General features: G+C 60.6%; 12 protein-coding genes. 6 read left to right on the forward strand and 6 right to left on the reverse strand.

Annotated features, from left to right (window positions below):
* Positions 1-218: 218 nt before the first annotated feature.
* A complete protein-coding gene (locus CFE428DRAFT_RS13110) occupies positions 219-776 on the forward strand; it encodes a DUF1003 domain-containing protein (RefSeq protein ID WP_006980033.1) in 558 nt (185 codons plus the stop codon).
* An 88-nt stretch (positions 777-864) separates the two neighbouring features.
* Here CFE428DRAFT_RS13110 and CFE428DRAFT_RS13115 read toward each other — a convergent pair whose 3' ends face one another.
* Together CFE428DRAFT_RS13115 and CFE428DRAFT_RS13120 are read right to left on the reverse strand one after the other, a co-directional pair.
* Positions 865-1047, reverse strand: a complete 183-nt coding sequence (locus CFE428DRAFT_RS13115; RefSeq protein ID WP_006980034.1) for a hypothetical protein — start codon at positions 1045-1047, stop codon at positions 865-867.
* Between the two features lie 74 nt (positions 1048-1121).
* Positions 1122-1364: a hypothetical protein gene (locus CFE428DRAFT_RS13120; RefSeq protein WP_006980035.1), complete on the reverse strand. Its 243-nt coding sequence runs from the start codon at positions 1362-1364 to the stop codon at positions 1122-1124.
* A gap of 285 nt (positions 1365-1649) precedes the next feature.
* On the opposite strand from CFE428DRAFT_RS13120, the gene tig reads away from it, so the two are divergent.
* The 3 genes from tig to clpX are packed head-to-tail and all read left to right on the forward strand — an operon-like array spanning position 1650 to position 4996.
* Positions 1650-2990, forward strand: a complete 1341-nt coding sequence (tig, locus tag CFE428DRAFT_RS13125) for a trigger factor (RefSeq protein WP_006980036.1) — start codon at positions 1650-1652, stop codon at positions 2988-2990.
* A gap of 8 nt (positions 2991-2998) precedes the next feature.
* A complete protein-coding gene (locus tag CFE428DRAFT_RS13130; protein WP_006980037.1) occupies positions 2999-3685 on the forward strand; it encodes an ATP-dependent Clp protease proteolytic subunit in 687 nt (228 codons plus the stop codon).
* 24 nt (positions 3686-3709) lie between these two features.
* A complete protein-coding gene (gene clpX, locus CFE428DRAFT_RS13135) occupies positions 3710-4996 on the forward strand; it encodes an ATP-dependent Clp protease ATP-binding subunit ClpX (RefSeq protein ID WP_006980038.1) in 1287 nt (428 codons plus the stop codon).
* A 548-nt stretch (positions 4997-5544) separates the two neighbouring features.
* On the opposite strand, the gene CFE428DRAFT_RS13140 is transcribed toward clpX, so the two are convergent.
* Positions 5545-6114, reverse strand: coding sequence for a Uma2 family endonuclease (locus CFE428DRAFT_RS13140; RefSeq protein WP_006980039.1), 570 nt, complete (start codon positions 6112-6114; stop codon positions 5545-5547).
* A 91-nt stretch (positions 6115-6205) separates the two neighbouring features.
* Here CFE428DRAFT_RS13140 and CFE428DRAFT_RS13145 point away from each other — a divergent pair, with 91 nt between their 5' ends.
* Positions 6206-7513, forward strand: a complete 1308-nt coding sequence (locus CFE428DRAFT_RS13145) for a S41 family peptidase (protein WP_042724936.1) — start codon at positions 6206-6208, stop codon at positions 7511-7513.
* A gap of 3 nt (positions 7514-7516) precedes the next feature.
* Entirely contained in the window at positions 7517-8527 is a 1011-nt protein-coding gene (gene tsaD, locus CFE428DRAFT_RS13150; RefSeq protein WP_202797421.1) for a tRNA (adenosine(37)-N6)-threonylcarbamoyltransferase complex transferase subunit TsaD, read from the forward strand.
* Positions 8528-8787: 260 nt separating this feature from the next.
* Here tsaD and CFE428DRAFT_RS13155 read toward each other — a convergent pair whose 3' ends face one another.
* The 3 genes from CFE428DRAFT_RS13155 to CFE428DRAFT_RS33545 form a co-directional block, all read right to left on the reverse strand.
* A complete protein-coding gene (locus CFE428DRAFT_RS13155) occupies positions 8788-10842 on the reverse strand; it encodes a tetratricopeptide repeat protein (RefSeq protein WP_006980042.1) in 2055 nt (684 codons plus the stop codon).
* A 43-nt stretch (positions 10843-10885) separates the two neighbouring features.
* Positions 10886-11767 (reverse strand): polyprenyl synthetase family protein, encoded by an 882-nt coding sequence (locus CFE428DRAFT_RS13160; protein WP_006980043.1) that lies wholly within the window; start codon positions 11765-11767, stop codon positions 10886-10888.
* Positions 11768-11907: 140 nt separating this feature from the next.
* On the reverse strand, positions 11908-13197 hold the full coding sequence (locus CFE428DRAFT_RS33545; protein WP_006980044.1) for an FHA domain-containing protein: 1290 nt from the start codon (positions 13195-13197) through the stop codon (positions 11908-11910).
* Between the last annotated feature and the right edge of the window lie 17 nt (positions 13198-13214).

Below are 13214 nucleotides of genomic sequence, written 5' to 3' on the forward strand. Positions count from 1 at the left end.
GCAGAGAAGAAGTGGAGAGGGGCTGGATTAAAAAGCCGCGCTGGATGCGAATAGGAAAACGTATTTCATCGTTCTCCGCGTGACCGCCCGCATGGAAGCATGGATTGCCCCGCGAGCAACAACACCGTCTTTGTCCCGCACGAAGAGGAGGCAGAACCCAAAGAAACGTGAGTTCCGCCCCGATCTCTGGTCTACTGACATCACCTTCCCATAATACCATGAGCACACCCGCCGCCGAAACGAACACCACCGGATCCTCCACGAACGCGAAGCCGCACAATCACCATTTCCGCTTTCATCTTCCGCACGTCCATCTCCACTCCGCCTTCGGTGACGATTGGTTTGCGCTGAAAGCAGAGTCCTTCGCCCGCTTCTTCGGCACGCCACTCTTCCTCGTCGTGCAAACCATCCTCGTCGCCGCGTGGATGTTGGTGAACATCCTCGGTTGGACGAAATTCGACGTCTATCCCTTCATCCTCCTGAACCTCGCCTTCAGTCTCCAGGCCGCCTACGCCGCACCGCTCATCCTGCTCGCCCAGACGCGCCAGGCCGACCGCGACAAAGTCCACGCCGAAGCCGACGCCAGGCACCGCGAAGACCTCGCCACCGCCGCGGCGGAGCGCCAGGAACTCGCCCACCAGCAGATGAAAACCCTTACCGATCTGATGGAGCAGAACACCAAGCTCACCGAGCTCACCACCCAACTCAGCCAGCGCATCGAATCCCTCACGCTGGAACTGCACAACAAGATCCTCGCTGGGCAGGCGAAGGCGTAACGGCAGCATTTTCCTGGTTCGGGCCGTTGGTGCGCCGGATGTATGCGTTCAGAAGTGCTTCCGCTGCGCTTTCTTCATTTTGCACCATTCAGTCGCGTTCTTCCGTCGCGCGGACGATGGCCAGGCGCCGCCGCAACTCGGGATCATCCTTGCCAACGCGCAGGGCGGAGAGTTCCAGAACGTCGCCCATCCGCTCACCGCGCGTGCGCCGCCTGGCCCGCAGCACTTTTTCGCGATAAAGCCCGTCGATCAGCGGTTGCTGCGGATTCATGAAGAGAAGCTACTGGATGCGGCGCCGGGTGGCACTCGGAAAATGGCTGAGCACGTTCGCGTCGATCCTTGCGATTATCCGAGATCCATTCCTTCGGCGAGTTTTCGCACCAACTCGGACGTGACGACTCGACCGTCTGCAGAAATGACTTCGAAGCCATTGATCATGCGAGAAATGCGGGCCTTGGACTTGCCGCGTTTAAGCAGCGCCGCGCGGGCAAGATCGGAAATCACGTGGCCAACGCTACGTTTGGTTCGAGCCGAGATTTCCTTGGCCGCGGCCAGCACGTCAGAGTCGATGTCGAGCGTGGTTCGCATCCAAAGCAATATAAGGACATCTGATGCGAGGGTGATGCAATGAAATCCTCAAATCCCTGTTTTTGAATATCCAACATCGGAAACCCGACATCCCATGATCGGAACCCGCCCCCGCTCTTCGCTTGCGTCATTGGATGTTGGATGTTTTCTCCCTCTCCCACCCCCCGCCAGCCATCCCAATCTCCATCCCCCGGGGCATCTTTTTTCACCCCCTACGAATTCCCCTTTGCATTTCCCAGCCAGCCGCTATCTTTCCCGCCCCTTTTCCGAACCCCTGTCTCTTATATGAACGTCGCCGTCGAAACCCTGCCAAATTGTATCACCACCCTCAAAGTGGAAGTGGAACCTGCCAAAGTCGCCAAGGTGTGGGACGAAGTCGCCGGCTCTTATACGAAGTTCGCCCGCATCCCGGGCTATCGTGCCGGCAAGGCCCCGAAGGCGATCATCGAAAAGAAATTCCAAAAGGAAATCCGTGAAGAGCTCGAGAAGAAGCTCCTCTCGGAGGCTTGCAAGGAAGCCATCCAGGAGAAGGGCATCAAGGTGCTTTCGCTGACCCAGGTCGACGACATCGAAATCGGTGAAGACAAGACGATGAAGTTCACGGCCACGCTCATCACCCGGCCGGATTTCCAGTTGCCCGTCTACAAGGGCATCATCGTCCCGCTCAAGTCGACCGACGTGACGGATGAGGAAGTGGAGAATTCGCTGAACGAGCTGCGTGAGCAGGCTGCGGACTTCGTGGACGTGACCGAAGATCGCGGGGCGCAAATGGAAGACTTCGTGGTCATCGACTACACCGGCACCATCGACGGCGCGCCGGTGAGCGACAAATTCCCGAAGGCCGGCCAGCCGTTGTCCGGCAATAGTGATTTCTGGATCCACATGGTCCACGAGGCCTTTTTCCCGGGCTTCTCCGAGGCGCTGGTTGGCGCCAAAGTGGGCGAGACCCGCAAGTTTGACATCGAAGTGCCGGCGGAATTCCCGGTCGAAGGGCTCCCGGGCCAGAAGATCCAGTACGAAGTCACCATCAAGGGCATCAAGCAGAAGACCCTGCCGGCGCTGGACGACGCCTTTGCTGATACCATCGTGAAGGGCAAGACCCTCGACGAGCTGAAGAAGGTGGCGAAGGAAGAGATCGGCCGCCAGAAGGGCGCCGAAGCCGAAGCCACGAAGCGCAACGAGATCATGCGTCATCTGCTCGCGCAGGTGGAGTGCGAACTCCCGGTCGACATGGTGCGCACGGAGACCCGCCGCATCCTCGCCGACATCGTGCGTGAAAATCAGGCGCGCGGCGTGACCGAAGACGTGCTGAAGCAGAACGAACAGGAAATCCTTGGCAGCGCGGCGCAGAATGCGCGCGACCGCCTGAAGGGCACCTTCGTGCTGCTCAAGATCGCCGAGGCGGAGAACATCAAGCCGACGCAACAGGAATTCGACCAGCGGATCGCCTACCTCGCGGCGCGTTATGACATGAAGCCGGACAAGCTCATCAAGAAGCTCGACGAGCGCAATGCCATCGACCAGATCCTGGAAGAGGTGCTGACCAGCAAGGTTCTTGATTTCCTTGCGGCCAACGCTAGCGTTTCCACCATCCCTGCGGTGGTAGAAACTCCGGCGCAGAGCTAAAGTCCTCTATGATCATCCAACCCGACCGTCGTATCGTTGCTCCTCAGAGTAATTACTATGTCCCTTATGTCGTCGAACAGACGGGACGCGGCGAACGCAGCTACGACATCTATTCGCGGCTCCTGAAGGACCGCATCATCTTCCTCGGCACCGCCATCGACGATGGCGTGGCCAATTCAATCATCGCCCAGCTTCTCTTCCTCCAGATGGAGGACGGCAAGAAGGACATCAACATCTACATCAACTCGCCCGGTGGCAGCGTGACCGCTGGCCTGGCGATTTATGACACGATGCAGTTCCTGACCTGCGACGTGAATACCTACTGCATCGGCATGGCGGCCTCCATGGGCGCGGTGTTGCTCGCGGCGGGGACCAAGGGCAAGCGTTATGCGCTGCCGAACTCGGACATCATGATCCACCAGGTAAGCGGCGGCGCCCAAGGCACGGCCAGCGACGTGGAGCGGACGGTCGAGTTCATGTTCAAGCTCAAGAAACGGCTCATTCACATCCTCGCCAAGCACACGGGCAAGACCGATGAGCAGGTGAAGACCGACTCTGACCGCGATTACTACATGAGTGCGGACGAAGCCAAGGCCTACGGTCTGGTGGACGAAGTCGTGAAGTCACGTAAGGACATCGCGCTCCCGGCAGGCACGGAAGCTGCACCCGTTCTGCCCGAAGCCCCTGTAGCCTAATCCCCGACCTTCTCTCTGTAATCCATGGCCCGTGCGAACAACCTCACCATGTGCAGCTTCTGCGGCAAGAGCCACGCCGAAGTGCGCAAGCTCATTGCCGGTCCAGGCGTCTACATTTGTGACTCCTGTATCAATGTCTGCAAAGGCATTCTGGACAAGGAGCTGAACGAGGACGCGCGCAAGAATTCGACCACCCTGCGGGTGCCGAAGCCGATGGAAATCCGCCGGCAGCTCGATCAATTTGTGATCGGCCAGGAGCGGGCGAAGAAAGTGCTGAGCGTGGCGGTGCACAACCACTACAAGCGCATCCTGCACAATCAATCCCTCGGCAGCGGTAACGCCGTGCAGCAGATGGACCCGCTGGGCGACGTGGAGATCGAGAAGAGCAACGTGCTCCTCATCGGCCCGACCGGCAGTGGCAAGACGCTGCTCGCTCGCACGCTGGCCCGCATCATCGACGTGCCGTTCTGCATTGCGGATGCGACGACGCTCACTGAAGCCGGTTATGTCGGCGAGGACGTGGAGAACATCATCCTGCGTCTGCTCCAGGCTTCCGATTACGACGTGAAGCGCGCCGAAATCGGCATCGTTTACATTGACGAAATCGACAAGATCGGCCGCAAGACGGACAACGTTTCCATCACGCGTGACGTGAGCGGTGAAGGCGTGCAGCAGGCGCTTCTCAAGATTCTCGAAGGGACGACTTGCAACGTGCCGCCGCAAGGGGGCCGCAAGCATCCGCACCAGGAATACATTCAGGTCTCGACGGAGAAGATTCTCTTCATCTGCGGTGGCGCCTTTGTCGGTCTCGAGAAGATGATCCAGAAGCGCATGGGCAAGAAAGTTCTCGGCTTCGGCGTTTCGGCGCACGAAGCGGTGGAGGCCGAGGTGCCCGCCAGCGAAGCGATCCGTTTCACCGAGCCGGAAGATCTGCTCAGCTTCGGCATGATTCCCGAATTCGTCGGCCGTCTGCCGGTGATCACCGCGCTCGATCAGCTCACGGAAGATGAGTTGGTGATGATCCTCACCGACACCAAGAACGCGATGATCAAGCAGTTCACCAAGCTGCTGTCGCTGGAGGGCGTGAGCCTGAATGTGACCAAGGACGCCCTGCGCGCCCTGGCCACCGAGGCCGCCAAGAAAGGCACCGGCGCCCGCGCCCTGCGCAGCATGCTCGAGCGCATCATGCTCGACATCATGTATGATGTGCCGAGCCGCGACGACATCGCCGAGGTGACCATCAATCGCGCGGTCGTCGAAGGCAAAAAGCAGCCGCTCATCCGCCGCAAGCAGGACAAGGACGCAGCGTAAGCTGGATTCCCGGAGAGCTTGGAATTCGAGCCCTGGCTGCGGTCAGCAACCAAGCTAAGAAGGCGTGAACATCAATCGGGTTCAGATAGCAGTTTTGGTGTTTTTCGCCTGCTATGTAAGTAGCGTAGTAACAAAACGGGACCACGTTGTTAATATTCAGGACATCGCAGGTTGCGCGATTTTCGGATTTTTCTTTTACGCGACGAGGAGCAAGAAAACCTAAACCGGATTTGGAGAACACTACCATTCTGGGACGGTTGTACGGCGCCTTATCTTGGAGACTATGAAATAAATCCGTCTCCTTTCGCGTGTCATTCTGAGCGGAGCGCCCCGGTGGTAAGGTGGCGGGGCGCGGAGTCGAAGAACCCCGTCGCTTCCACCAGTGATTGTTTCTGGTAAAGCGACGGGGTTTGCCCCGCAGTCCCATAGGCGTCTCGCAGACTCGGCTTTCGACTACGTTCCAGTCGTTCCACTCCTTCCACTCCGCTCAGAATGACACGCAAGGAGGGGCGCGAATATTTCACAGTCTCTTAGAGGCGGCGAATCAATCAAAGGCCGGTGCCTTCGTAAATTTCGGCGACACTCAGCGAGCAGCCCGCGCTTGCGAACTCGAGCAAGGCGTCCGGAGCGGTCAGCACCTCTGGAGCCCACTGACCCTTGCGCTGACGCCACACGGTGACCTCACGGCATTCGGGATCGACGAGCACATAGGCTTCCAACACGGGAATGGTCAGGTACGCCATGCGCTTTTCGCCCGTGTCGATGCGTGCCGTCGAGTCGGACAGGACTTCGAAGATGACTGTGGGCTCCTCGATCATCAGCGCTTCAGCGTTCACAGGACCGCAATAGATCATGGCATCAGGATAGTAGAAGCGGAGATCCTGGCCTCGCTTAACCTGGACCAACAGATCGGAGCCATAAACGTGGCAGGGATGACCGCGAAGTCGGCCGTGCAGGGTTCCTAGAATGTTCGTGGCAAGCCCATTGTGCCGCATGGTTCCGCCAGCCATGGCATACACGATGCCATTGAGATACTCATGTTTTCCATTGGAGATTGCTTCCCCGGCGAGATATTCGTCGGCCGAAACCAGAGGGGCATGGTGCACGGCAGTGCTCATGGGCGCAGGCTACGGTATTGCCGTAGCCTGTCAAACAACGGCGGCCCTCTCTCACATGGACAAGGCCGCAGCCCGTGCTAGCTTTCCGGCCATGAAAAAGCGGCTTTTGCAAAGTCTCGTTGTCGTCCTCGTGGTCTTCAATGTCGTGGTCGGCGTCCGCGTTTACCAGGCGATCGGGGCGCAGGAGAAGGACGATGCGGGCTATGCGAATATCGCGGTCTTTGCCCGGGCGATGCAGCTCATCCGGCAGGATTACGTGGACGAGAAGAAGGTGACTTACGAGGAGCTGACCCACGCGGCGATGCGCGGCATGCTCAATAATCTCGACCCGCATTCGCAGTTCATGGAGCCGAAGGATTTCAAGGGGATGCAGGACGATACGAACAGCCGGTTCGGTGGGCTGGGTATCGTGGTGGCGCAACGCGACGGGGCGATCGTGATCGTGACGCCGATGGAGGATTCGCCGGGCTTCAAGGCGGGGCTGTTGCCAAATGACCAGATCGTGAAGATTGATGGGCAATCGACGGACAAGATGGACCAGAACGAAGCGATCAACCTGCTGCGCGGCGATCCGGGGCAGAAGGTGACGCTGACCATCCTGCGGCCCGGGACCAAGGAGATCAAAGATTTCACCATCGTCCGTGAGAACATCAAGGTGGCCAGCGTGAAGGACGCGAAGATCCTGCCGGCCGAAGTCGGCGGCGATTTCAAGATCGGCTATGCGCGCATTACGCAGTTCAACGTGCCGACGGCGGAAGAGCTCAGCAAGAAGCTCGATGAGTTGCAGGCCAAAGGCATGCAGGCCTTCATCCTCGATCTGCGCTACAATCCCGGTGGCCTGCTGAATTCGGCGGTCGATGTGTGCGGGCAATTCCTGCCGCCGAAGACGCTGGTCGTCTCGACGGAAGGCCGCGTGCCTTCGCAGAGCCGCCAGTATCACACGGCGGATACGGTGAAGTCGCGTCCGCGTTTCCCGCTGGCGATCCTCATCAATGGTGGCAGCGCGAGCGGCTCGGAGATCGTGGCCGGTGCGTTGAAGGATTTGAATCGTGCCATTCTCGTGGGCGAGACGACTTTCGGCAAAGGCTCGGTGCAGAGTGTGATCCAGCTGCAGGACGGTTCGGCCATGCGCCTGACCACCGCGAAGTATTACACGCCGAGCCACACGGTCATCCACGAGCACGGGGTGGCGCCGACGATCCGGGCGACACTCACCGGGGAGCAGGAGCGCATGCTCATGATGCAGCGCCGCGAGGAGACCGGCGTCGAGACTGATCACAAGGAGCTTTCCAACTTCCGCGACACACAGCTCGAGCGCGCGGTCGATGCGCTCAAGGGCGTGATGATCTACGCGGACAAGGCGGGCGTGCCCGGCGCGAAGAAGACTTCGACGAACTAAGTGGTGGCGGATTCTTCGGCGCGATTGGTTCTGGCGGTCGAAACGTCCTGCGATGAGACCGCGGTGGCGATCTTGCGTGGGCAGGAGTTGCTCGCCAGCGAAGTGGCTTCGCAGATTGCTCTGCATGCCCAGTACGGTGGCGTGGTGCCGGAAGTGGCGTCGCGCAATCATCTTCGAATGTTGCAGCCGGTCATCGATGCTGCGTTGAACAAAGCCGGTATTTCGCTGAGCAACGTGCAGGCCTTCGCGGCGACCTGCGGGCCGGGCCTGGCGACCTCGCTGATGATCGGCACGTCGGCTGCGAAGGCGCTGGCCATCGGGTTTCGCAAACCGTATCTCGCGATCAATCACATCGAAGGGCATCTGCTCTCGCCGTTTTTCGGGAACCCGGAAGGGATTCGCCCGGCGATTGCCCTGGTCGTCAGCGGCGGGCATACGCTGCTCATCCAGATCGAAAGCTTTGGCCGCTACCATCTCCTCGGGCAGACGCAGGACGACGCGGCGGGGGAGGCTTTCGACAAAGTCGGCAAGCTGTTGGGGTTGCCATACCCCGGTGGCCCGAATGTCGACCGCCTCGCTCGCGAAGGCGACGTGGCGAAGTACGATTTCCCGCGCAGCATGCTCGACTCGGATGACTTCAATTTCAGTTTCAGCGGACTGAAGACCTCCGTGCGGTACCTGCTGCCGAAACTGGAAACCGTCAGCCTGCCCGACGTGTGCGCCTCGTTTCAGGAAGCCGTGGTCGATGTGCTGGTCGGCAAGACGATGCGCGCGGTGAAGGCCACGCGGCTCCCTGTGGTTGCGATCAGCGGTGGCGTGAGTTGCAATTCCCGGTTGCGGGAAAACATGCGTGCCGCCTGCGAGGCGCGCGGCGTGGAGTTGCTCGTCGCCCCGCCTGCGCTCTGCACCGACAATGCCGCGATGATCGGCTACGTCGCCGCGCAGAAACTGGCGCACGGTGAGTTGTCGCCGCTGACGTCGGATATCGATCCTAACTTGCGGTTGGTAGCTTAGCCCTTGTTCGCAAATTCGAAAAGATCGGCCATGGACGCTTGCGTTTTGGAGTGCGGCGCTGCTGCGCCGCTTTTTTAGGGCGCCTGCGAAATCACGCAGATGGCACGAATGAAATCCTTCCGATTCATGTCATTTGCGTGATTTGCGGGCCTTTCTGCTATTCGAGAACCGACTCCCAAAGCGGCGCAGCAGCGCCGCACTCCAAAACGCAAGCGCCCTGCGTTGATCGAGCTGATTCACCAACGCCGCCTGACCGATCCTCAGGCCCGATGCTCCTGACACCACTCCCGCCACATCGAACGAAAGGCATCCTCGATGCTATCGGCAAACCGCGAAGCATCCATCAGCACCGAGGCTTCCATGCGCGACCGCAAGCTGGCGCGAAGAGTAGCGAGGCGCGGCAAGTCGGTCGCAAGGTCGACCGCGACACGGACATAATCGTCCGCCGAGCGAGCAACCAATTCGGCCAGCGCGAGATTGCTCAGGATACTGAGTCCACCGCGCGATACTGAGGTGTTCCCCGCCAGGCTGACCACGGGCACGCCCATCCAAAGCGCATCGAGACTCGTGGTGTGGCCATTGTAGGGAAAGGAATCGAGGATGAGGTCGATCCGTTGATGGTAGCGCAGGTATTCTTCGCGACGACAGGGGAGCAGGAATTCCACCCGGTGCGATTCGACGCCGAGGCGCTGCAGAAAATCGGTGATGCGCTGCCGATGGCTGCCCCTGCTGCCAAGCAGGAGAAGCCGCGAGCCTTTCACGGCGCCGAGAATGCGAGCCCAGCTCTCGAGCAGTGGTTCGTTGACCTTGGTGAGGTTGTTCAGCGCTCCGAAGGTAATGTGGCCGTTCGTGGATGCGGGCAGCGGATTTACCGGGATATCCATTCCCTGCGTGGCGTAGCACCAGAAGCTGTCGAGCAGGAAGACGCGCTCTCCGCTCGACGGACCGTTTTCGAGGAAGCGATCGCTGAGGCGATAGTGGATCGTCTCGACACCGGTGCCTGCCGGATATCCGGCGAAGCTTGCCTGGACGGGCGCAGGCTGGCGCGCGAACATCGTGAGACGATTGCCGGCCATGTGCTGGGTGAGATCGACGAGAACGTCCACGGCGTCCTGCCGAATCAGGTTCGCCAGCGCTTCATCGGAGAGACCAGTGATCGGCCGCCAGTGATCGGCGTGCTGGCGAAATAGATCAGTCCATCGATCTGGACGTGCCACTTCGGAGTAGCAATAGATCTCGAAATTCGCGGGATCGTGTTGCTCGAAGTACGGCAGCACATTTCGTCCGATCACGTGCTGGCAGAAATCCGGAGAGACCAGGCCGATGCGCAATCGCCGGTCGGGTTCCCGAGTATTCGTATGCGAGGCAATGGACGAGCGGAGCGGCTCGAGAAAATGGGCGTTCCATCGGCGTTGTTCCTCTGCGATGAGCGCCGCGTCCTGTGCCGGATGAAAATGCAACGTGTAGATGAGGTTGCTGTGGGCGCCGGCAAAGCTCGAGCCACCCTGGACGATCTGGCGTAGTGCGGCAATGGCCTCATCTACCTGCCCACGGCGATTAAAGGCCTGGGCGAGGCCGTTGTAGGCATCCGGGAAATGCGGATGGAGATCGAGGGCGCGCCGGTAGGCGGCGATCGCCTCGTCCAGTTGATCGAGATCGCCGAGCAGACGACCGAGGTTGTTGTGGATCTCCGGAGCATTTGGATTGAGCTGCGCCGCGCGTTGTAAAGCTTCGAGCGCCGGGCCAGCCTGTCCGCTTTCGTGATAAGTAACGCCGAGATTGTTCCAGGCCTCCGCGAAGTGTGGCTGGATGGCGAGCGCCTGCTGGAAGGAGGCGATGGCCTGGGCGAAGTCTCCACTGCTCCCGAGAATCTTGCCGAGGATGTTGTGTGCCGGTGCGAAATCGGGTCTGGATTGCAAGGCTGACCGACAGGCGGCGGCGGCCTCACTCAGCCGGCCCTGGTCGGCGAGGACCAGGCCGAGATTGGAGGCCGCTTCGGGGTAGCCAGGGCGGAGTTGCAGCGCGCGCTGATACGACTCCATGGCCTCCTGTGGTCGCCCTTGGGTGCGGTACACTTCGCCGAGGCTGCAATGGATAATGGCGTTCCCGGCATCCAGGCCGAGCGCTTTTCGGATCAGCTCTTCCGCCATCGCGAGCCGGCCCGTTTGCACGGCGATGAGCCCGAGATTGTGCAGGACGCCAACATGGTTCGGCTGGACACCGAGGATTTGCCGATAGATCGCCTCGGCCTCCGCCAGCCGCCCGGCGTAGAGATGCTGATCCGCGAGATGAAGAGCTTCCTGGACCGTGGCCATCTGTTGTCCGGGTGAAAAATCAGGACGACGGTCGCCCGGGTTCTCAGTAGTCCCGCACGAGCAGGTAATCGGCGAAAGCGCGCAGGGTGGCGCCGCTCTTGCCGAAAGGCTTGAGCGCGGCATGTGCGGCGAGAGTGAGTCGATGCGCTTCCTCGCGAGAACGCTCCAGGCCGAAGATCGCGGGATACGTCGCCTTGGTCGCGGCGACGTCTTTGCCGGCGGTCTTGCCGAGCTTCTCGGTGGTCTGCGTGACGTCGAGAATGTCGTCGATCACCTGGAAGGCGAGGCCGAGCGATTGCCCGAACTCCGTGAGATTCTTCAAGCGCGCCGGGCTGGCATTGGCGCTCATCCCGCCGAGGCGAATGCTCGCGGTCAGCAGCGCCGCGGTCTTGCAGCGATGAATGTATTTCAGCTCCGCGCCGCTGATCTTTTTGCCTTCCCCTTCGAGGTCGGCCACCTGTCCGCCAATGAGCCACTGGCTGCCGGAAGCGCCGGCGAGTTCGCCGATGAGCGCGGGCATTTTGTAGCGCGACGTTTCTTTGGCCTGCGCGAGGATCTCAAAAGCGATGGTCAACAAAGCGTCCCCGGCGAGCACGGCAACGCCTTCGCCGAAGACCTTGTGCGAGGTCGGCCGGCCGCGCCGCAGATCGTCATCGTCCATGCACGGGAGATCATCATGGATGAGCGAATAGGTGTGGATGCACTCGACGGCGCAGGCCGCCGGCAGGGCACGCGCAACTTCACCGTCGCAGGCTTCGGCCGCCGCGAGGGTCAGTGCGGGACGCAACCGCTTGCCGCCGGCGAAAAGGCTGTAGCGCATGGCCTTGTGAATGGTGCGCGGCTTCACGGAGGCACGTGGCAGGAAACGATCGAGCGCCTGGTCGATCAATTTGCCGCGGGCGGTGAGATAGCTTTTCAGTTCCATGAGGGGGAGGAGAGTGGGAGGGAAGCCTTGCCGGGAAAAGCCGAAAAGTGAAGCGGAAGGTAATGACAAATTGCGAATGACGAACGCGGGAAAGCGTTTCCGCGATGCCACGCCGTTCTCTAGCTGAATACCGATTCAGCTTAGTGCCTTCCGAGCAGCCCAGCCTTCTTCTTCGCCGCGCTATTCCCGCCGGTGGCGTGCTCCAGAAAATGGGCGACCGCAAGTTTCAGATCGTGCGCCGTGGCGAGGCGTTCTTCGCGATTGAAGCTGAGCGCGCTGGCGCAGACGGCGGCGAGGCGGTCGGGTAAAACTCCGCCAGGCAGATGCGCGGGGGCCGGCGCGGCGACGAGTGCATCCTCGGGCGTCAGTTTCGGGCGGACGGCCTCGGCGACGATCTCTTCGTCGGATTCGCCGTTGTTGAAATAGCGCAGCGTGAGGATGCGGAACAGGATTGCCCCCAAAGCGTAGACGTCGGCGCGCGCATCGATATTCTCGGCGTCCGCGGCTTGTTCGGGTGCGACGCACCGCGAGATCGGCGGCGGTGCCGAAACTTCCGGCGCTTGCAGGCGCGGACGGTCATGGTCCCGCGGTTCGCCAATCGTCGCCGTGCCCCAGTGATCGATAAAGACCTCGCCGAAGCGGCCGAAGATGATCGCCTCCGGATGCAGGCAGCCGTGGATGACACCCGCGGCGTGGGCGTAGGCCACGGTATCGCAGGCCCGCAGGAAGATCGCGAGTAGCGTGTAGAGCGTGGCCAGGGGAGCCTCGCTATGGCCGGTGGCCATGCCGGAGAGCAGTTCGCCGAGCGATTCGCCCTCGATGAACCGCGTCGCCGAAAACAAGCCGATCTCTTCGTCCAAACCGAAATCGTAGACCGGCAGAATGCCGCTGTGTGTCAATTGTGCAGCGATTTGATTCTCACGAATGAAAGCGAGGACCAGCGGAATGTTGGAAAGACTGGCGCGATTCAGCACCTTCACCGCCACGCGCCGCTGCAGGATCGTATCGCGCGCTTCGTAAATGGTACTCGTCCGCCCTTCGATGATGACCTTGCCAAATTCGTAGCGCGACTGGCGGAGAAAATTCTCCGGGAGATGCCGGAAGATCGAGGCGGGCAAGCCGCCGCGCTGGAAAGTCAGCCGGGCGTGCCCGAGGGTGATTTCGCTATCGATCGTAATCGATACTTCCTGCTCGATGGGATGGCCATCGACACACGTGCCATTCGCGCTGCCGAGATCCTTGAGATAGAAGTGCTCTTCCGTGGCCACCGCCAATTGCGCGTGTCGGCCGGAAATGGAATCGCCATCCACCACGATCTCATTTCGGCGTTCGTGCCCGATGATGTATTTGCCGCGGTGCAAAAGACAGCGTGCGAGGACTCGATCGTCTTGTTCAACGACAGCTTCAAGAGCGAGAAAGGAACCGGCCATGTGGAGAGAGGATATGA

Origin of the sequence: Chthoniobacter flavus Ellin428 (genome assembly GCF_000173075.1) — a bacterium.
Taxonomy (GTDB): Bacteria; Verrucomicrobiota; Verrucomicrobiia; order Chthoniobacterales; family Chthoniobacteraceae; genus Chthoniobacter; species Chthoniobacter flavus.